The following is an 18,224-nucleotide window of genomic DNA, read 5'->3' as shown; positions in this document are numbered from 1 at the left end:
AGTTCGCTGTGGGAGAGCGCTCTCCGAAGTTCCCCGACAGTCCCTCGACGGTCCGCGGCCGGCGGCACACCGGCCGCGGCTCCCCCCTGCCTGGAGTCGCCCCATGCCCGAAGCGCTCGCCCGGCAACGCCGCCGGGCCCTGCCCCTGCTCGCCGTCCTCGCCGCCCTGGTGGCGGGGCAGCTCGCCGCCACCGCGCCCGACGCGCGGGCGGCCGGAGTCCTGCTGTCGCAGGGCAAACCGACCACCGCCTCCTCCGTCGAGAACGCGGGCACCCCCGCGTCCGCCGCCACCGACGGCAACGCGGGCACCCGCTGGTCCAGCGCGTTCACCGACCCGCAGTGGGTGAGCGTGGACCTCGGCGCGACCGCGGCGCTCGACCGCGTGGTGCTGACCTGGGAGGCCGCGTACGCGACCGCGTTCCAGCTCCAGACCTCCACCGACGGCGTCACGTGGAGCACGATCCACACCGCGACCGCCGCCACCGGCGGGACCCAGGACATCGCCGTCACGGGCACCGGTCGGCACGTGCGCGTGTACGGCACGGCCCGCGCCACCGGCTACGGCTACTCGCTGTGGGAGTTCCAGGTCTACGGCACCACCGGCGGCCCCAACCCGTCCGGCACGCCGATCTCGCAGTACAAGCAGGTCACGGCCTCCACGTGGGAGGGCGGCAACGCGCCCGCCGCGGCGCTGGACGGCCGCACCACCACCCGCTGGTCCAGCCAGTTCGCCGACGACCAGTGGCTGCGGGTGGACTTCGGCGGCGTCGCGACGGTCAACCAGGTCGTGCTGAACTGGGAGGGCGCGTACGCCAAGGGCTACCGGATCGAGCTGTCGAACGACGCGGTGAGCTGGACGCAGGTCTACGCGACCACCACCGGCGCGGGCGGCACGGAACGCCTCGCGGTCAGCGGCACGGGTCGTTACCTGCGGTTGTTCGCCACCGCGCGGGCCACGGGCTACGGCGTGTCGCTGTGGGAACTCCAGGTGTTCGGCACGGTGGACACCTCGGCGAGCACCCCGCCGATGTTGTCGCCGCCGACGAAGGCCCCCGCCGTGACCGGCCGGTTCGCGCTGTCCGCGCCCGCCGACAACGCGATGGTCACCACCACCCGCCGGCCGGTGTTCTCGTGGGCGGCGGTGCCGGGTGCGGTGCGCTACCAGGTGTGGCTGAACATCAGCCGCACGGACTACGACTTCACCGCATCGGGCAACCTGATCGACCTCTACACCAAGGTCGCGGAACCGACGGGCACGAGCTACACGCCGTCGTGGGACATCACCGACCGGTGGACGTACAAGTGGTTCGTGGTGGCGGTGGACGGCGCGGGGGCCACGAGCGCGTCGAACATCCGCACGTTCAGCCTGTACCTGCCGACGGTGACGACCGTGGCGGACGGCGTGCGGGTGGTGAACGGCAGCCGTGACCTGAACAAGAACGGCACGATCGAGCCGTACGAGGACTGGCGGCAGCCCGTGGAGACGCGGGTGAACGACCTGCTCGGTCGGATGACGATCGAGGAGAAGGCGTACCAGATGTTCTACAACGCCCAGGCGTTCCCCCGGTCGGGGTGGCACTTCGGGCCGGCGGAGGCGCAGGACCTGCACGCGGCGTTGCTGGGGTCGAGCGGGACGCGGCTCGGCATCCCGTTCGTGTCGGCGGGTGACACGATCGCCGGGTACAAGACGACGTTCCCGTTGCAGAGCGCATTGGCGGCGGCGAAGAACTACCCGCTGGACTACAAGCTCGGCGACATGCAGCGGCGCGAGCAGCTGGAGGTCGGCACGCGCGGTGTGCTCGGGCCGTTGGCCGAGGTGGGCACGAAGGTGCTGTACCCGCGCATCCAGGAGGGCAACGGCGAGAGCTCGGAGGTCGCGTCGGCCCAGGTGCGCGCGCTGGTGGCCGGGTTGCAGGGCGGGCCGGAGCTGAACCCGGCGTCGGTGCTGGCGACGGTGAAGCACTGGCCGGGCGAGGGCGCGGGCGGCGAGGCGCTGATCGTGTTCGACAACGTGACGATCAAGTACCACGTCGCGCCGTTCCGGGCCGCGATGGAGGCGGGCGCGGTCAACATCATGCCGGGGTACGCGGGCAGCTCGCTGCTCGACCCGGGCGGGCCGGGCGCGGGCGACAGCGCGAAGATCCTCGCGTACCTGCGGCAGAACCTCGGCTACACCGGCTTGATCACGACCGACTGGTTGCCGTCGGGCTCGTGGGTCGGCGCGGCGAATGCCGGGTCGGACGTGATGGGCGGGGCGGACCCCGGTGCGCCCGGGTTCACCATCGCCGGGTTCACCTCGGCGGTGCCCGCGGCGCGGATCGACGACGCGGTGCGGCGCGTGCTGCGGCTGAAGTTCAAGCTCGGGATCTTCGAGAACCCGTACGGCGACCCGGTCAACGGCCCGTACCGGTTCCACAAGCCGGAGTACGCGGCGCTGGCGAACCAGGCGTCGCGCGAGGCGATGACGTTGTTGAAGAACACCAACGGCGTGCTGCCCGTGCGGCTGAACCGGGGCGACAACATCGTGGTGGCCGGGCCGCGGGCCGACGACACGGCCGCGTGCTGCATCTGGACCAGCTACTTCCACCAGGAGTACGGGTCGCAGACGATGCTGGAGGCGATCCGCGCCCGTGCCGCGCAGGCGGGGGTGAACGTGCACAAGGACACGGGGCCGTCGCCGAAGCTCGCGATCGTGGCGGTCGGCGAGACGTCGTACACGCACGCGACGAGCTGGCCGAAGGAGCAGCCGTACCTGCCGCCGGACCAGCTGGCGCTGATCCAGGACTTCCACCGCCAGGGCATCCCGGTGGTCGTGGCCCTGGTGCTGCCGCGGCCGTACGTGATCACGGAGTGGCACGACCTGGCGAGCGCGATCGTGGTGACGTACCGCGGCGGTGAGGAGATGGGTCCGGCCCTGGCCTCGCTCCTGTTCGGCGACTACACGCCGACCGGCAGGCTGCCGTGGCAACTGCCGCGTGCCCTGTCCGACGTCCTGCGTCCGGGCGGCACGGACGTCCCGGCCGACGCCGTGGAGCACTGGGACCTGCCCTACGACCTGGGCGCGACCGCCGCCCAACGTGCCGAGATCCGCGCCCGCATCGACGCGGGCCAACCGGTCCCCACCACCTACGGCAACCCCCTCTACCCCTACAACTACGGCCGCACCACCTTCTGACCCGCGCGAGTCCTACGTTCGCGTCACGCGTGTCCTACGTTCGGAACACCCGAGTTGAGCATTCGGAACAAGGCCGGTCGTCCTGAATGTTCAACTCGGGGTACGCGAACGTAGGACACACGCGTTCCCAACGTAGGACACACGCGTTCCCAACGTAGGACACGCGCGTTCTGGACGTAGGACTCACGTGGTCAGGGTGGTGATTCGGGTGCGCAGGGTGGTTTCCAGGTCGCGCAGTTCGCGGGCCGGTGCGCCCAGGCCCGTCATCGCCAGGCGACGGCGTTCCAGGCGCTCCGAGCGGTAACGGGGGAACGCGAGCTTCAGCGCGCAGTCCAGCATGCCCAGGTGGTAGCGCAGCAGTTCCACGACCCGCTGCGGCGGCGGGGGGCGGTCGGTCTGCCACACGAGGTCCGCCGCCCAGCCGGTCAGCCGCCCGTACTGGCCCGCCACGGCACGCCCGGTGCGCGCGATCTCCCACGACGTGTCGCCGGGCTGCGCGCAGCTCACGATCACCGCCTCGGCCCTGGCCTGCAACGCCACGGCCTGCACCACGACCTCCAGCAACGCGCCCAGCCGCACGAGTTCGGCCGTGGCCGGGTCGAGCATCACGCTCGTCGGCACGGCACGGCGGTGTGCCCGGCGCGGGAGGATGCGCACCCGTCCACGGTACCGCGCCACCCCGCCCCGACACCCGCGCCGAACCGACCGTAACGGTCAAGACGGACGGCCGGCGGGCGGCGGCGGGCTGCTGCCCGGCGCGACCAGCCCGCTGTGGTACGCCGCCGCGATCGCCTGCGCCCGGTCCCGCAGCCCGAGCTTCATCAGGATCCGGCCCAGGTGCGTCTTCACCGTCGCCTCGCCCACCACGAGGTGCGCGGCGATCTCCGGGTTCGACAACCCGTGCGCGACGAGCACCAGCACCTCCCGCTCCCGCGCCGTCAGCTCCCCCATCTCCGCCGACGTCGGCATCTGGTTGCGGGGCCGGGCGGCGAACTCGCGGATCAGTCCTTTCGCGACGGTCGGGTCCAGCCACGCCTCGCCGGACGCCACCGTGCGCACCGCGTCGACCAGCTCCCTCGGCACCGCGTCCTTGAGCAGGAACCCCGACGCGCCCGCCCGCAGCGCCGCGTACACGGCTTCGTCCACGTGGTACGTCGTCAGAATGATGATCTTGGTGGCGTGGTCCTCCCCCGCCGGGTCGGCGTCGATGATCCGCCGCGTGGCCTCCACCCCGTCCACGCCGGGCATCCGCACGTCCATCAGCACCACGTCGGGGTGCAGCTCGACGGCCCGCGCCACCGCGCCGGCCCCCTCGTCGGCCTCGGCCACGACCTCGATGTCGGGCTCGGCGTCGAGCAGCATCGCGAGCCCCGCCCGAACCAGTGGCTGGTCGTCCACCAGCATCACCCGGATCACCGGGGTTCGCGGACGGTCTCGTCCGCCACCGGGCCGACGACCGGCAGCACGGCCGTCACCCGGAACCCGCCCGCCGCCTGCGGCACCGCCGCCAACCTCCCCCCGACGATCCCCAGCCGCTCCCGCAGCCCCACGAGCCCCTGGTGGGTCGACAGCGCGCGCTCCGGCCGCCGCCCCCGCCCGTTGTCCGCGACCTCCACGACCAACTCCTCCGCCTCCCACCGCAGCCGCACGTCCACCTCCGCGCCCGGACCGACGTGCTTGGTCACGTTCGTCAACGCCTCCTGCACCACGCGGTACGCGGCGAGGTCCACGCTCGCCGCCAGCCGGCGCGGCTCGCCCTCCACCCGCGTGTGCACCCGCACGCCCGCCGCCGAGATCGTGCCGACCAGGTGCCGCACGTCGGCCAGGCCGGGTTGGGGGCGGCCGGTCACGCCGTCCGCCGTCCCGTCGTCGTCGCTGAGCCGCAGCGCGGTCAGCATCCGGCGCAGCTCCCCCATCGCCTGCTCGCCGGCGTCCTCGATGTGGCCGAGCGCGTCGCGCACCCGCGCCGGGTCGCTGTCGAGCACCCGCCGCGCGCCCGCCGCCTGCAGCACCATCACGGTCACCGAGTGCGCCACGATGTCGTGCAGCTCGCGGGCGATCCGGGTGCGCTCCCCCAGCACCGCCTCGTGCGCCTCGACACGGCGGCGGAACTCCAGGTCGTCGGCGTGCTGCCGGCTCAGCCTGGCCCACCGCCCGCCCGCCCAGACGCAGCCGTAGAGCATCAGGTTGAACACCAGCGTGGCGTACATCGCCACCACGGCCTCGTCGTGCGTCCGCGACCGGGCCTCCAGCAGCGCGGACGTCAACGCGGGCACCGCGCACGCGAACAGCGCGACGATCGCGACCCGGCTCGGCCGGTGCAGCGCGACGGTGAACAGCGCGACGCACGGCGTCGCCGTCGGCGTGAAGTCCATCCCGCTCACCGGGGCGGCGAGCACCGCGCACGCCCACACCACGCCGAACACCGGCACCGGGTACCGGCGCCGCACGCACAGGGCCAGGAAGCCGGTCAGGGTGACGACGATGGCCGGCAGGTGGTCCACGCCGGCGGACTTCTCGTTGCTGATCGTGGAGAACAGCATGAGGTCCAGCGCCGCGGTCGACGCCGCCAGCGCGACGTCGACCGCGACCTGCCGGGACAACCACCCGGTGCGCCTCCCGCTCATGACGTGGGGAGGATGCACGCCTTGATGACCGGGCACAGCGACGCCGGTCCGGGCGCCAACGAGTGCTCGTCGCGGCGGGGCGCGCGCTGCGCCTCCTCGACCGCGGCCGCCTGCCGCAGCAGGTCCGGCGTGATCGCGTCCCGCACGCCCGGCGACACCGCGTCGACGGCCTCCAGCGCCGCCCACAGGTCGCCGTCGTGCGCGCGCACGGCCTCGTCCAGGTCCGTGCCGCGGAACGGCCGCACCTGCGGCGCGTGCCGCGACGGGTTGCCCACCCGCAGCACGGCCAGCCGCTCGTCGCCGCCCTCGCGGGTGGCGGACAGCAGCACGCCCTCGACGGGCAGCCGCTCGATCCGCCGGCCCTCGTCGAGCGGCAGCGGCAGCAGGAGCAGGTCGAGCCCCCCGGTCGCCTCGGCCAGCTCCGCCGGCGCGGACGGCACCAGCACCTCGTCCGGCGCCACCAGCACCCCGGTGGCCAGGTGGCCCTCCCAGGGCTTCTCCTCGAATCCGTGTGCCTGGACCGACACCACCAGAGGCACGTTGGAACCCGTCACTTTTCCTCCCCCGTCCCGCGACCCCGCGTTCGACGCGCCGCCATTTCCCGAGCGGTCGCGAACAATGGGATCACCCCCTCTGCGACATATCGTCCACCCGGCGTCGTAGCTTGACGATCCCCCTGCCGGTTTACCTCGATCGGGCGACGCAGCACGGGAAAGCGGACCGCGTGAATCCTCCCCCGGACCGACGAAAAGACCCGCGCGAATCGGAACCATTGTCCACGAAACCAGCCGGGGGAAATTGATCGACGGAGGTCCGAGAGTGTCCACGGAACCCGTTCCGCGCAACGACGCGAGGGCGTCGTCCGAGTGGGCGGCGGCAGCCTGGGGATCGCTGCCGGCCGCGCAGCAGCCGCCGTGGCCCGACCGCCGGGCGCGGGCCTTCCGCGCCCGCCTGGCGCGGCTGCCGGGCCTCGTCACGGCGGCCGAGGTCGCCGCGCTGCGGTCCGAGCTGGCCGAGGTCGCGGCCGGTCGGCGGCTCGTGGTGCAGGCCGGTGACTGCGCCGAGCCGTTCGCCGAGTGCGGTCCGGGGCCCGTGTCGCGCAAGGCGGCGCTGGTGGACCGGCTGGCCGGGGCGCTGGGCGGTGACCGCCCGGTGGTGCGGGTCGGCCGGCTGGCCGGGCAGTTCGCCAAGCCGCGGTCGCGGCCGACCGAGGTGGTCGACGGCGTCGAGCTGCCGGTGTACCGGGGCGACCTGGTCAACGCGCCGCAGCCGGACGCGCGGGCCAGGCAGGCCGACCCGGCGCGGCTGATCGCGGGCTACCACGCGGCGCGGTCGGCCGCGGCGCACCTGCGCCGCCGGCACCCGGCGCTGTGGACGAGCCACGAGGCGCTGGTCCTGGACTACGAGCTGCCGCTGGTGCGCTTGGACGACCGGGGCGTCCCGCTGCTCACGTCCACGCACTGGCCGTGGGTCGGCGACCGGACCCGGGCCGTGGACGGCGCGCACGTCCGGCTGCTCGCGTCGGTCGCCAACCCGGTGGCCTGCAAGGTCGGGCCGGGCCTGGGGCGGGACGAGCTGCTGGCGCTGTGCGAGCGGCTGGACCCGGACCGCGAGCCCGGCCGGCTGACGCTGATCGCCCGGCTCGGCGCGGACCGGGTGTCCGGGCTGCTGCCGGGCCTGGTGGCCGCGGTCCGGGCGGCGGGCCACCCGGTGATCTGGCTGTGCGACCCGATGCACGGCAACACGGTCGTCGCGCCCGACGGCCGCAAGACCCGACTGGTCGACACGGTGGTCCGCGAGGTCGCGGACTTCCTGGCGACCGTGCACGTCGCCGGCGGGGTGGCCGGCGGCCTGCACCTGGAAACCACGCCGGACGAGGTCGAGGAGTGCGGGTGGGACGGGTTCCCCACCGGCCCGTACACGAGCCTCTGCGACCCCCGGCTCAACCCGGACCAGGCGCTCGCCGTGATCGCGGCGTGGCGCTCGGCCCACTCCTGAGGGGGAGAAGACATTGCGTGGCAACGTGATCGCGACACCACCGTGCGCGTTCCGGACGGCGGAGGACTTCGCCGGCCTGGCCGGTGACACCGTGCTGGGGGCCGTCCACTACTCGGCCCAGGCCGGTCCACCGCGGTGGGAGCACGGCCGACCGGTCCTCCCGCTGCACATGGTGCGGCCGGGCGAGCCCGAGGTGGTCGAGGTCTGGCACACCGAGGGCCGGCCGGTGCGCGTCGGCGAGCACCGGGGGCTGCTCTACGCGCACGACGACGAGGTGCTGTTCTGCGCCGGGTGGATCGGCCCGTCGGTGGACTGCGGCGAGGCGACGCGCCGGGCGTACCTGGCGGCGTTCGACCTGGTCGAGCGCCTGGGCTACCGCAACGTGTTCCGGATGTGGAACATGCTGGACGGCATCACCGACCTGGACGCCTTCGGCACCGAGGTCTACCGGGACTTCTGCGTCGGCCGCGGCCGGGCGTTCGACGAGCGCGGGCACGCCATGCCGGCGTCGACCGGCATCGGGGCGCTGGGCGGCGGCATCGCGTTCTACTTCCTGGCGCACCGGTCCCACCGGGCCGTGCACCTGGAGAACCCGTTGCAGGTGCCCGCGCACGAGTACCCGGCGCAGTACGGGCCGAGGTCGCCGAGCTTCGCCCGGGCCACCTACCTCGCCCCGGAGGGCGGTCGCGGCTCGCTGTACGTGTCCGGCACGGCCAGCATCCTCGACCACGCCACCGTCGGCGTCGGCGACGTCGCCCGCCAGACCCAGGTGACGCTGGCCAACATCGCCGCCCTGATCGGGGCGGAGAACCTCGCCCGCCACGGCATCGAGGGCGGCAACGCGCTGCACGACCTGCGGGCGATCAAGGTCTACGTCAAGCGGCCCGAGGACGTGCCCACCGTCCTGCGGCTGTGCCGCGACGAGTTCTCCCGGCGCGCCGACCTGGCGGTCTTCACCGTCGACGTCTGCCGCCCGGACCTGCTGGTGGAAATCGAAGGGATGGTCCCGTGACCCGAGAGGAAGCACCCATGGCCAACACGTCGGTCCTCGCCGAGCCCGACCCGATCCGCATCCTGATGGTCGCCGACGGGACGGCCGGTTTCGACAGGGCCGACTTCGGCCTGGCGACGCTCGTGGACGTGCTGGAGCAGCCGACCTCGTCGTGGGCCCGGTTCGAGGTGACCAAGGCCCACCGCGAGGAGAACCTGCCCGCGCTGTCCGCCGACCTGCAGGGTTTCCGGTTCGACGGGCACGACCTGGCGCAGTACGACCAGATCTGGTTGTTCGGCGTGGCCCGCGCGCCCCGGCCCCCGCTGGAGCAGACCGAGCTGCGGGCGCTCGCCGAGTTCATGGACGGCGGTGGCGGCGTGTTCGCCACCGGCGACCACGAGGACCTGGGCGTCTCGATGTGCGGCGACCTGCCGCGGGTGCGCAGCATGCGCAAGTGGCACTGGCCGCAGCCCGGCCCCTTCGGGGAGCCGGTCGCGCCGTCGATCGACGGCCCGGACCGCCACGACACGCTGTCGGAGGGCCGGGACCCGATGTTCCAGTTCAACGACCAGTCCGACGACGTGCCGCAGGTGATCACGCCCCGGATGTACGCCACGTCGGACTCGCCGAAGTGGGCGCACCAGGCGTACCCGCACCCGCTGCTGTGCGGGCCGCGCGGCACGATCCGCGTGCTGCCCGACCACCCGCACGAGGGCGAGTGCTACGTGCCGGACGACCTGACCCGGTCGTTCACCTTCGCCGGGTACGAGATGACCGAGTACCCGGCGGGGCTCGCGCCGGAGGTCGTGGCGTGGTCCACGCTCAACGCCCGGCCCGCCGAGCGCGACCTGCGCAAGGGCCGGCTGAACGCGACCACGTTCGGCGCGATCGGCGCGTACGACGGCCACCAGGTCGGCGTGGGCCGGGTGTCGGTGGACGCCACGTGGCACCACTTCTTCAACGTCAACCTGGTCGGCGACCCCACGGTGCCGAACGACCCGGTCAAGAGCGTCGGGTTCGCCGCGTCGGCGGAGGGCCGGGCCGCGTACGAGGAGATCAAGTCCTACTTCCGCAACATCGCGGTGTGGCTGGCGCGACCGGCCACGCAGGAGGCGATGTGGTGGCGGGCGGTGTGGGAGGCGCGCTGGCACCACCGGGTGGCCATGGACCTGCGGCCCGCCCTGGTGGGGTCGCCGGAGGACCTGGACCTCGCGGAGCTGCTGCGGATCGGCGCGGACGTCCGGGAGGTGCTCGCGGCCACGGTGACCAGGGCGGACACCCTGCAGTGGGCCGGGCGGTACGGCGTCGGCGCGGTCGACCCGGGCCTGTGGGAGGCGGTCCGGCCGCACCTGGACCCGTGGCGGCCGCGCGACGCCGCCGAGCAGGCGGGCCACCTGCCGAACCTGGTCACGTCGATGCTGCCGGAGCTGGTGCTGGACGCGGTGCTCGGCGCGGTGGTGTACGCGGTGGCCGCGGCGTTCCCGGAGGCCACGGCGGACGCCCGCGACCGGGCGGCCGGCGTGGAGTGGCCGCTGACCGTGCGACCGCACCTGGACCGGGCGCTGGACGTGGTCGCCGAGCAGGTGCTGCGGACCGACGAGCGGCTGCGCTCGCTGGGCCGCTCGCTCACCGCCGCGCGCCGGACCGAAGCCTGACCGGCAAGACCGACGATGGGGGGAACCGACCGATGACCAGTGAACTCACCAGACCGCCGGACGTCCGGCCCGACCGACCGCGGCCGACGCCCGCCGACCGGGTGTCGCGCCTGGCGGACGCGGTGCTGGACCGGAGCGTGCCGCTGCTGCGGATCGCCCTGGGCGTGGTGTTCGTGTGGTTCGGCGCGCTGAAGGTCGCCGGCGCCTCGCCGGTGCGCGACCTGGTCGCCGCCACCGTGCCGTTCCTGCCCGGCTCGTGGTTCGTGCCCGCGGTGGGCGTGTTCGAGGTGCTGGCGGGCGCGACGCTGGTCGTCGCGGTGCGGGTGCGGTTGGTCGCGGCGCTGGTGGCGCTGCACCTGCTGGGCACGTTCCTGGTGCTGGTGGTGCAGCCGGCGCAGGCGTTCCAGCACGGCAACCCGCTGCTGTTGAGCACCACGGGCGAGTTCGTGGTGAAGAACCTGGTGCTGGTGACCGCCGCGCTCGTGGTGGTGCGGCACCACCGCCGACGGCGCTGACCCGCCGTCAGCGGCCCGCCGGTCGGTCAGCTCTGAGGGGTGCTGACCGGCCGGCGGTCGTCCGCGCGGGTCAGGACACCGCCGGGCTCGTCGCGTCCGCCCTGCGGGTGTAGGTGAGGCAGTTGGCGGCGTGGCTGCCCTGGCCGGGGCCGACCCGCACGTCGGACGCCGTGCACTCCAGCTCGGCGTTGTGGACGCAGTCCGTCCGGGAGCACGCGCCGACCTGCGCGACGACCTTCGGCAGCCCGCCCTTGCGCGCCAGCGGGATGAACGTCCCGCAGTCGGCCGCGCCGTTCGCGCCGTTCACCGTGATCGCGAAAGCGTGACAACCATCGTGGTTGTACGAACAACCCGTGACCGTGCACTCGCTGACGGCCGGCATTTCCGTGGTGGTCATGACCGCTCCTTCGGACAGCAGTTCGGCTCACCTCGGACGGTGCCACCGGCCACCCGGCACCGCAACACGAAATCATTGAGGCGAGGCTAACCTAAAGCCGTCGCGCAATTCCCGCCGCTGATCACACAATGCGATTCCCGCGTTGCGGGAGTCGGCCGTCACGGCGTGACCGCGATGTTGGTCAGCCCGACGACGGCCCGGGTCACCGTGTTGGACGCGTGCACCGCGTTCGGCAGCCCCGCGCACTTCGACGTGGAGGTGATCCGGATCGCGTACTGGCCCACGCCGCCGAGGTCGGAGCGGTTGTCCCGCCACACGTTGCCGCAGCCGTTGGCGAACGCCGGCGTGGTGACCGGGTTGTGGGTCTCGTACCCGTTGGCGAACGTGCCCGGCGCGGCGAACGTGCCGGTGTTGCCCTCGATCAGGTAGCCGACGCCCTTCACGTCCACCCACGAGTCCGCCGAGTTCTGCCCCGAGAGGCCCGTGCCGTCGAACGCGTTGCCGCGGATCACGCCGCCGGACGTGCCCTCCTTGACGTCGACGTGCTCGGCCGTCACGCCGGGTCCGATGCGGTTGCCCAGCACCTGCACCCGGTCGCTGCGGTCCACGCCGCCGGAGTTGCCGTGGCAGTCCCAGTTCGACGCGGCCGAGCCCAGGTAGACCCCCTCGCCGTAGCCCGGCTGCGCCAGGCCCGTGTGGCTGATCGCGGAGTCGCGCAGCACGCCGTCGGCCGAGGAGCGCCGGAAGTGCACGGCCTCCTCGTCCACGTGGTGCACCGTCACCCGGTCGATGACGGTGTGGTGCGAGTTGTCCACGACGATGCCCTTCTTGGACTCCCGCACGGTGAACCCGGCGAGGTTCCAGTACGGCGCGTCGTGCAGCCACAGCCCGTAGCCGGGGTCCCAGCCGGGCGTCGGCGCGGGGCAGGCCGGGCCCGACCCCGAGGGCCCGTCGTTGACCAGCACCGCGTCCGCCGGTCCGGCGAGGGTGACGGGGGCGGCGGCCGTGCCCGGTCGGGTGATGACGAACGAGCCCCGGTACACGCCCGCGGCCAGCCGGATGGTCTGCCCCGGCACGGCGGCGGCCAGGGCCGCCTGGAGCTGCGCCGCCGTGGCGACGTCCACAGTGGACCCGCCCGGGCCGGTCGCGGTGGTCGCCGTGACCGCGGCGCTCGGGGCGGAGGCGTTGCGCGCCGCGTCCCGCGCCCGGACGGTGAACGCGTAGGCGGTGTCCGGCAGCAGGCCGCCGACGGTCGCGGCGGTGGACGTCGCCGAGGCGACCACCGCCGTGCCGCGCAGCACCTCGTAGTCGGTCACGCCGACGTCGTCGGCCGACGGGTGCCACGCCAACGACACCGAGCCGGCCGTCACGCCCGTGACCCGCAGGCCCGCGGGCGCGGTGGGCGCGGAGGTGTCCGGCGCCGGCCCTCCGCCCGCGCACGGCGCGCCGTCGACCGTGCAGCCGAACGGCAGGCCGAGGCCGGTGACGGTGAAGCCGAAGTCCGCCGTGCCGCCGGGGCGGACGCGGCCGTTGAAGCCCGCGTTGGCGAACCGGTGCCGCTGCCCGTCCCGGGTGAGCACCGCGTTCCACGCGTTGGTCACCGAGGACCCCGGCGGCAGCTCGAACTCGACCACCCAGCCGGTGCTCTCCGCGTCGCCGGTGTTGGTCAGCACGACCTGCCCGCCGTACCCCGTGCTCCACACGGACGACTGGCCGACCGTGGCGGACAGCCGGGCCGCGGCCGCCCGAGCCGGTGACACGGCGGCACCGGCCAGGCCCGCCGCGACGCACACCGCGACGCCCAGCGCCCACGCGCGCTTCCTCATGCCGTTGACCCCTTCGCAAGGCCGGAGGTGCGCGGCTCACCCCTGGGACCAGCCCTTTATAGGGCTCTGCGGGACGGCTGGTCAACAAATTCGGAAATAGGGAAGTTCACCCGGTCCGGGAAGACTTTTTCCGCCGACGCGGTCACCTTTCGGCCCGCCGGCTCGTCCACCCCGGCAGGAGGGAAGGGGAACGATGCGCGACGAGCTGGCCGACCTGTTCGAGGCGCACCGCGGGCAGCTGCGCGCGGTGGCCTTCCGGATGCTGGGTTCGCTGCCCGAGGCCGAGGACGCGGTGCAGGAGACGTGGTTGCGGCTGTGCCGGGTGGACCCGGGCGGGATCGACAACCTCGCCGCCTGGTCGCGCACGGTGGTGTCCCGCGTCTGCCTCGACGTGCTGCGCCACCGCCGCCACCGGGAGGTCGCGGTCGACCGGGTGCCCGACGCGGCCGCGCCCGACGACCCCGAGGAGGAGGCCGTGCTGCTGGACTCGGTCGGGCGGGCGCTGCTGGTCGTCCTGGACACCCTCACGCCCGCCGAGCGGGTCGCGTTCGTCCTGCACGACGCGTTCGCCGTGCCGTTCGACCGGATCGCGCCCATCGTCGGCCGCAGCGCGGCGACCAGCAAGAAGCTGGCCAGCCGGGCCCGGCGGAAGGTGCGCGGGACGACGGTCCCGGACGCCGGGGCGACCGGGCGCCGGCAGGTCGTGGAGGCGTTCCTGGCCGCGGCGCGCGACGGCGACTTCGCCGCGCTGCTCGCCGTGCTGGACGCCGACGCCGTGCGCCGCGCGGACCCCGCCGCCCTGCCGCCCGGCACGCCCGCGGAGGTGCGCGGCGCGCACGCCGTCGCGGCGGAGACGGTGCTCCTCGCCGCGAACGCCCGGCACGCGGAACCGGCTCTGGTGGACGGACGCGTGGGCATCGTCGTCGCACCGCGCGGACGCCTGCGGTTCGCGCTCACCGTCGTCGTCCGGGACGACCGCGTCTCCGCCTACGAGGTCATCGCCGACCCGGTTCGGCTGCGAAAACTGCGCATCACCGTGCCACTTTTATCGTGACTTGAATCAAGTGCGCTAGTAAGGTCGGGCCCGGCTGCCGACCATTCCCTGACCGCGTTCGCGTCCGCGTGGCGCCTCCGCCTGCCGCGCGCGACCGACGCGGTGGTCACCCTGCGAAAGGACACCGTCCATGCAGTCCCCTGCACCAGCACGCACCCGGTGGGGCGCCGCGGGCCTCGCCCTCGCCACCGCGGCGGCCGGCCTCGTGGTCGCCGTCGCCACCGCCCCGGCGGCACAGGCCACCGTCCTGCCGGGCGGTTTCAAGAGCGTGGGCTACCTGCCGTCGTGGGCGGGCAGCGTCAGCGCCGTCCAGTTCGGCAAGCTCACGCACGTCAACTACGCGTTCGCCCTGCCCAACGCCAACGGCACGCTCCAGGCCGTCCCCGACCCCGGCAAGCTCTCGTCGCTGGTCACCCAGGCGCACAACAACGGCGTGCGGGTCTCCCTCGCCATCGGCGGCTGGAACGACGGCAACGACTCGGCGTTCGAGGCGCTGGCCGCCAACTCCGGCAGCCGCACGACTTTCGTCAACAGCGTCGTCAGCGTGGTCAACCAGTACAACCTCGACGGCGTCGACATCGACTGGGAGTACCCGGACCCCGGCGCGTCGGCGAACAACTTCACCGCCCTCATGGGACAGCTCAGCACCGCCATGCACAGCCGCGGCAAGCTCCTCACCGCCGCCGTCGTGTCCGGCGGCGGCACCGCCGAGGGCGTCCAGACCGCCGTGTTCGGCCAGGTCGACTGGCTCAACATCATGGCCTACGACGGCGGCAGCCCGCACGCCAACTACGACTGGTCCATCGCGTCGGTGAACTACTGGAAGTCGCGCGGCCTGCCCGCCGCCAAGGCCGTGCTGGGCGTGCCGTTCTACAGCCGGCCGAACTACTACACCTACGCGCAGCTCGTCGCCATGGACCCGGCCAACGCCAACCGCGACTGCGTCACCGTCGGCGGCACGCAGCAGTGCTACAACGGCGTGCCCACCATCAAGCGCAAGACGCAGTGGGCCATGGCCAACGCGGGCGGCGTCATGAACTGGGAGCTGTCGCAGGACACCACCGGCGGCACCTCCCTCGTGAGCGCCATCTACGACACCGTCATGGGCGGCACCACCCCGCCCGGCCGCACCGGCCCGATCACCGGCATCGCGGGCAAGTGCGTCGACGTCGCCTCCGCGTCGTCGGCCAACGGCACCGCCGTGCAGCTGTGGACGTGCAACGGCACCACCGCGCAGAGCTGGACCGTGGCCGGCGACGGCTCGTTGCGCGCGCTCGGCAAGTGCATGGACGTGGCGGGCGCCGGCACCGCCAACGGCACCGTCGTGCAGCTGTGGGACTGCAACGGGACCGGCGCGCAGAAGTGGCAGGCCGCCGCGGACGGCACCCTGCGCAACCCCGCCTCGGGCCGGTGCCTCGACGCCACCGGTCCCAGCTCGGCCGACGGCACCCGGCTGCAGATCTGGGACTGCTACGCCTCCTCCAACCAGGTCTGGCGGCTCCCCGCCTGAGCCCGCCCGTGACGACACGGCCCGTTCCCCCTCGCGGAGCGGGCCGTGTCCCGCTTGCCCGCGACCCCGTCACGGGGAAGGGTGGTGCGATGGGTGAAGAGCGGGACGGCGTGGCGCTGACCAACCTCGACCAGCCGTTGTTCGACGGCGCGGACGCGACCAAGGGCGACCTCGTCGACTACCTCGACGCGGTGCGCGACCGGATCCTGCCCGGCCTGGCCGGGCGACCGCTGTCGGTGGTGCGGGTGCGCCCCGGTCAGGAGCCGTTCACCCAGAAGAACCTGCCGAAGCACACGCCGCCGTGGGTGCCTTCGGTGACGCTGTGGGCGGAGACGTCCAAGCGGGAGATCCGGTACGCGGTGTGCGAGGACCGCCGCACGCTGCTGTGGTTCGCCAACCAGCGCGCGGTGGAGTACCACGTCACGCTCGCGCTCGCCGGCGCGTTCGAGCGGCCCACGCACCTCGTGCTCGACCTGGACCCGCCGGAGGGCGCGGGGTTCGACGTGGTGGTGGCGGCGGCGAAGCTCGTGCGGCGGGCGCTGGCCGACGACGGGCTGTCCGGCGTGGTGAAGACCAGCGGGTCCAAGGGCGTGCACGTGTTCGTGCCGGTGGAGGGCGCGGACCACGACGTGGCCGCCGCGACCCGGGCGTTGGCGGCGCGGGCCGAGCGGCTGGACCCGGACCTCGCGACCACGGCGTTCATCAAGGAGGACCGGGGCGGGCGGGTGTTCCTCGACTCCACCCGGGCCTACGGCGCGACCGTCGCCGCCGCGTACAGCCCCCGGATCCGGCCGGGCGCCACGGTGTCGTTCCCGGTGGGCTGGGACGACCTCGACTCCGTGACGCCCGCCGACTTCACCGTCAGGACCGCGCCCGCGCTGCTCGGCGACGAGGACCCGTGGCACGCCCGGATGCCCGCGCCGCAACGCCTGCCGGACGACCTCGTGGCCGAGGGGCACACCATCCCGGTGGCCCGCGTCCAGGCCATGCACGAGGGCAAGCGGCGGGCCCGGGCGCAGCGCGAACGGTCCTGACCGCCCGCCGGCGCGGGGCGGCGCGGCGGGCGGTCGTGCCCGCTCCGCGTCCGAACGTGCCACGACGAAAGGCGCTACCGCAGGGGTGCCGCAGCACGCAGGCTCGTGCGTGGCTTTCCCCAACACCCTGCGGAGGCAGCCATGTCCTTGCGGAGGACCACACCGGTGGCGAGCGCCCTGCTGCTCGCCGCCGCCCTGCTCAGCCCACCCGCCGCCACCGCGGCCCCGCCGACGGCCCTGGCCGTGCCCGACATCCCCGTGGCCAACGTCCAGGCGCACCTCAACGACCTGCAGGCCATCGCCACGGCCAACGGCGGCAACCGGGCCCACGGCCGGCCCGGCTACCTGGCCTCGGTCAACCACCTCAAGGCCAAGCTGGAGGCGGCCGGCTACCAGACGTCCGTGCAGCAGTTCACCTCCAGCGGCGCGACCGGGTACAACCTGATCGCGGACTGGCCGGGCGGCGACCCGAACGACGTGCTCATGCTGGGCGGCCACCTGGACAGCGTGACCGCCGGTCCGGGCATCAACGACAACGGCTCCGGCTCGGCGGGCCTGCTGGAGGTCGCGCTGACCGTGGCGCGGCAGGGCCTGGCCCCGAGCAAGCACATCCGGTTCGGCTGGTGGGGCGCGGAGGAACTGGGCCTGGTCGGCTCGACCTACTACGTGAACAACCTGCCGACCACCGAGCGGTCGAGGATCAAGGCGTACCTGAACTTCGACATGATCGGCTCGCCGAACGCGGGCTACTTCGTCTACAGCGCCTCCGGCCAGCCCACGGGGTCGTTGCTGCTCCAGCAGACGCTCCAGGCCGGGTTCAGCGTGCCGACCGAGCTGACGTCGGTGGGCGGGCGGTCCGACCACGCCGCGTTCGCGCGGGCGGGCATCCCGGTCGGCGGCACGTTCACCGGCGCGGAGGTCACCAAGACCTCGGCCCAGGCGCAGAAGTGGGGCGGCACGGCGGGTGTCGCGTTCGACCGCTGCTACCACCGCTCGTGCGACACGACGGCGAACATCGACGTCACCGCGTTGGACCGCAACAGCGACGCCATCGCCTACGCCCTGTGGACGCTGGCGGGCGCGGGCTCCCCGCCCGGACCGCGGTTCGAGAACCCGACCGACGTCACGATCCCCGACCTGAGCACGGTGGAGAGCGCGATCACCGTGTCCGGCGTGACGGGCAACGCCCCGTCGGCGCTGGCGGTGGGCGTGGACATCACCCACACCTACCGGGGCGACCTGGTGATCGACCTGGTGGCGCCGGACGGCTCGGCGTACCGGTTGAAGAACTCCGGGAACGACAGCGCGGACGACGTCGTGACGACGTACACGGTCAACGCGTCCTCGGAGGTCGCCAACGGCACGTGGAAGCTGCGCGTGCAGGACGTGGCGTCGGCGGACACCGGCCGGATCAACGGCTGGTCGCTCCAGTTCTGACGCGC

15 protein-coding genes are annotated in these 18,224 nt (G+C 73.6%); 9 read left to right on the top strand and 6 right to left on the bottom strand.

The window, feature by feature from the left end:
- Window positions 1-103: 103 nt before the first annotated feature.
- Window positions 104-3,175 (top strand): discoidin domain-containing protein, encoded by a 3,072-nt coding sequence (locus tag ACWEFJ_RS11545; RefSeq protein WP_378084896.1) that lies wholly within the window; start codon window positions 104-106, stop codon window positions 3,173-3,175.
- A gap of 183 nt (window positions 3,176-3,358) precedes the next feature.
- Here ACWEFJ_RS11545 and ACWEFJ_RS11540 read toward each other — a convergent pair whose 3' ends face one another.
- The 4 genes from ACWEFJ_RS11540 to ACWEFJ_RS11525 are packed head-to-tail and all read right to left on the bottom strand — an operon-like array spanning window position 3,359 to window position 6,356.
- Window positions 3,359-3,832, bottom strand: coding sequence for a hypothetical protein (locus tag ACWEFJ_RS11540; protein WP_378084895.1), 474 nt, complete (start codon window positions 3,830-3,832; stop codon window positions 3,359-3,361).
- Between the two features lie 57 nt (window positions 3,833-3,889).
- Entirely contained in the window at window positions 3,890-4,591 is a 702-nt protein-coding gene (locus tag ACWEFJ_RS11535; RefSeq protein ID WP_378084894.1) for a response regulator, read from the bottom strand.
- A complete protein-coding gene (locus ACWEFJ_RS11530) occupies window positions 4,588-5,802 on the bottom strand; it encodes a sensor histidine kinase (protein ID WP_449713720.1) in 1,215 nt (404 codons plus the stop codon). Before ACWEFJ_RS11530 ends, ACWEFJ_RS11535 begins: the two co-directional genes overlap by 4 nt.
- Window positions 5,799-6,356: a hypothetical protein gene (locus tag ACWEFJ_RS11525; protein WP_378084892.1), complete on the bottom strand. Its 558-nt coding sequence runs from the start codon at window positions 6,354-6,356 to the stop codon at window positions 5,799-5,801. Before ACWEFJ_RS11525 ends, ACWEFJ_RS11530 begins: the two co-directional genes overlap by 4 nt.
- Window positions 6,357-6,621: 265 nt before the next feature.
- Here ACWEFJ_RS11525 and ACWEFJ_RS11520 point away from each other — a divergent pair, with 265 nt between their 5' ends.
- From ACWEFJ_RS11520 to ACWEFJ_RS11505, 4 genes are read left to right on the top strand one after another with little or no spacing between them, the layout of a single operon-like run.
- Window positions 6,622-7,800: a 3-deoxy-7-phosphoheptulonate synthase gene (locus ACWEFJ_RS11520; RefSeq protein ID WP_378084891.1), complete on the top strand. Its 1,179-nt coding sequence runs from the start codon at window positions 6,622-6,624 to the stop codon at window positions 7,798-7,800.
- Window positions 7,801-7,813: 13 nt separating this feature from the next.
- The gene (locus tag ACWEFJ_RS11515) at window positions 7,814-8,812 is read left to right on the top strand and encodes an FkbO/Hyg5 family chorismatase (protein WP_449713719.1); all 999 of its coding nucleotides are present in this window, start codon (window positions 7,814-7,816) and stop codon (window positions 8,810-8,812) included.
- A 17-nt stretch (window positions 8,813-8,829) separates the two neighbouring features.
- On the top strand, window positions 8,830-10,446 hold the full coding sequence (locus ACWEFJ_RS11510; protein ID WP_378084889.1) for a hypothetical protein: 1,617 nt from the start codon (window positions 8,830-8,832) through the stop codon (window positions 10,444-10,446).
- A gap of 32 nt (window positions 10,447-10,478) precedes the next feature.
- Complete coding sequence (locus ACWEFJ_RS11505) at window positions 10,479-10,961, top strand: DoxX family membrane protein (RefSeq protein WP_449713718.1); 483 nt, start codon at window positions 10,479-10,481, stop codon at window positions 10,959-10,961.
- A gap of 70 nt (window positions 10,962-11,031) precedes the next feature.
- Here ACWEFJ_RS11505 and ACWEFJ_RS11500 read toward each other — a convergent pair whose 3' ends face one another.
- Both ACWEFJ_RS11500 and ACWEFJ_RS11495 read right to left on the bottom strand, forming a co-directional pair.
- Window positions 11,032-11,358 carry a DUF1540 domain-containing protein gene (locus tag ACWEFJ_RS11500; protein ID WP_378084887.1) on the bottom strand — a complete coding sequence of 109 codons (327 nt, stop codon included), beginning with the start codon at window positions 11,356-11,358 and terminating at the stop codon, window positions 11,032-11,034.
- Between the two features lie 158 nt (window positions 11,359-11,516).
- Window positions 11,517-13,184, bottom strand: coding sequence for a cellulose binding domain-containing protein (locus tag ACWEFJ_RS11495; protein WP_449713717.1), 1,668 nt, complete (start codon window positions 13,182-13,184; stop codon window positions 11,517-11,519).
- A 193-nt stretch (window positions 13,185-13,377) separates the two neighbouring features.
- Between ACWEFJ_RS11495 and ACWEFJ_RS11490 the strand changes: the two genes are divergently transcribed.
- From ACWEFJ_RS11490 to ACWEFJ_RS11475, 4 genes are all read left to right on the top strand, one after another.
- Window positions 13,378-14,238, top strand: coding sequence for a sigma-70 family RNA polymerase sigma factor (locus ACWEFJ_RS11490; RefSeq protein WP_449713716.1), 861 nt, complete (start codon window positions 13,378-13,380; stop codon window positions 14,236-14,238).
- 130 nt (window positions 14,239-14,368) lie between these two features.
- Complete coding sequence (locus tag ACWEFJ_RS11485) at window positions 14,369-15,748, top strand: glycosyl hydrolase family 18 protein (protein ID WP_449713715.1); 1,380 nt, start codon at window positions 14,369-14,371, stop codon at window positions 15,746-15,748.
- Between the two features lie 89 nt (window positions 15,749-15,837).
- Entirely contained in the window at window positions 15,838-16,782 is a 945-nt protein-coding gene (locus ACWEFJ_RS11480) for a DNA polymerase domain-containing protein (RefSeq protein ID WP_378084883.1), read from the top strand.
- A 141-nt stretch (window positions 16,783-16,923) separates the two neighbouring features.
- Entirely contained in the window at window positions 16,924-18,219 is a 1,296-nt protein-coding gene (locus ACWEFJ_RS11475; protein WP_449713714.1) for a M28 family metallopeptidase, read from the top strand.
- Window positions 18,220-18,224: the final 5 nt, after the last annotated feature.

This window comes from Actinosynnema sp. NPDC004786 (assembly GCF_053601135.1).
Note: the sequence above shows the minus strand (reverse complement) of the source record. Positions and strands in the feature narration are given on the sequence as shown.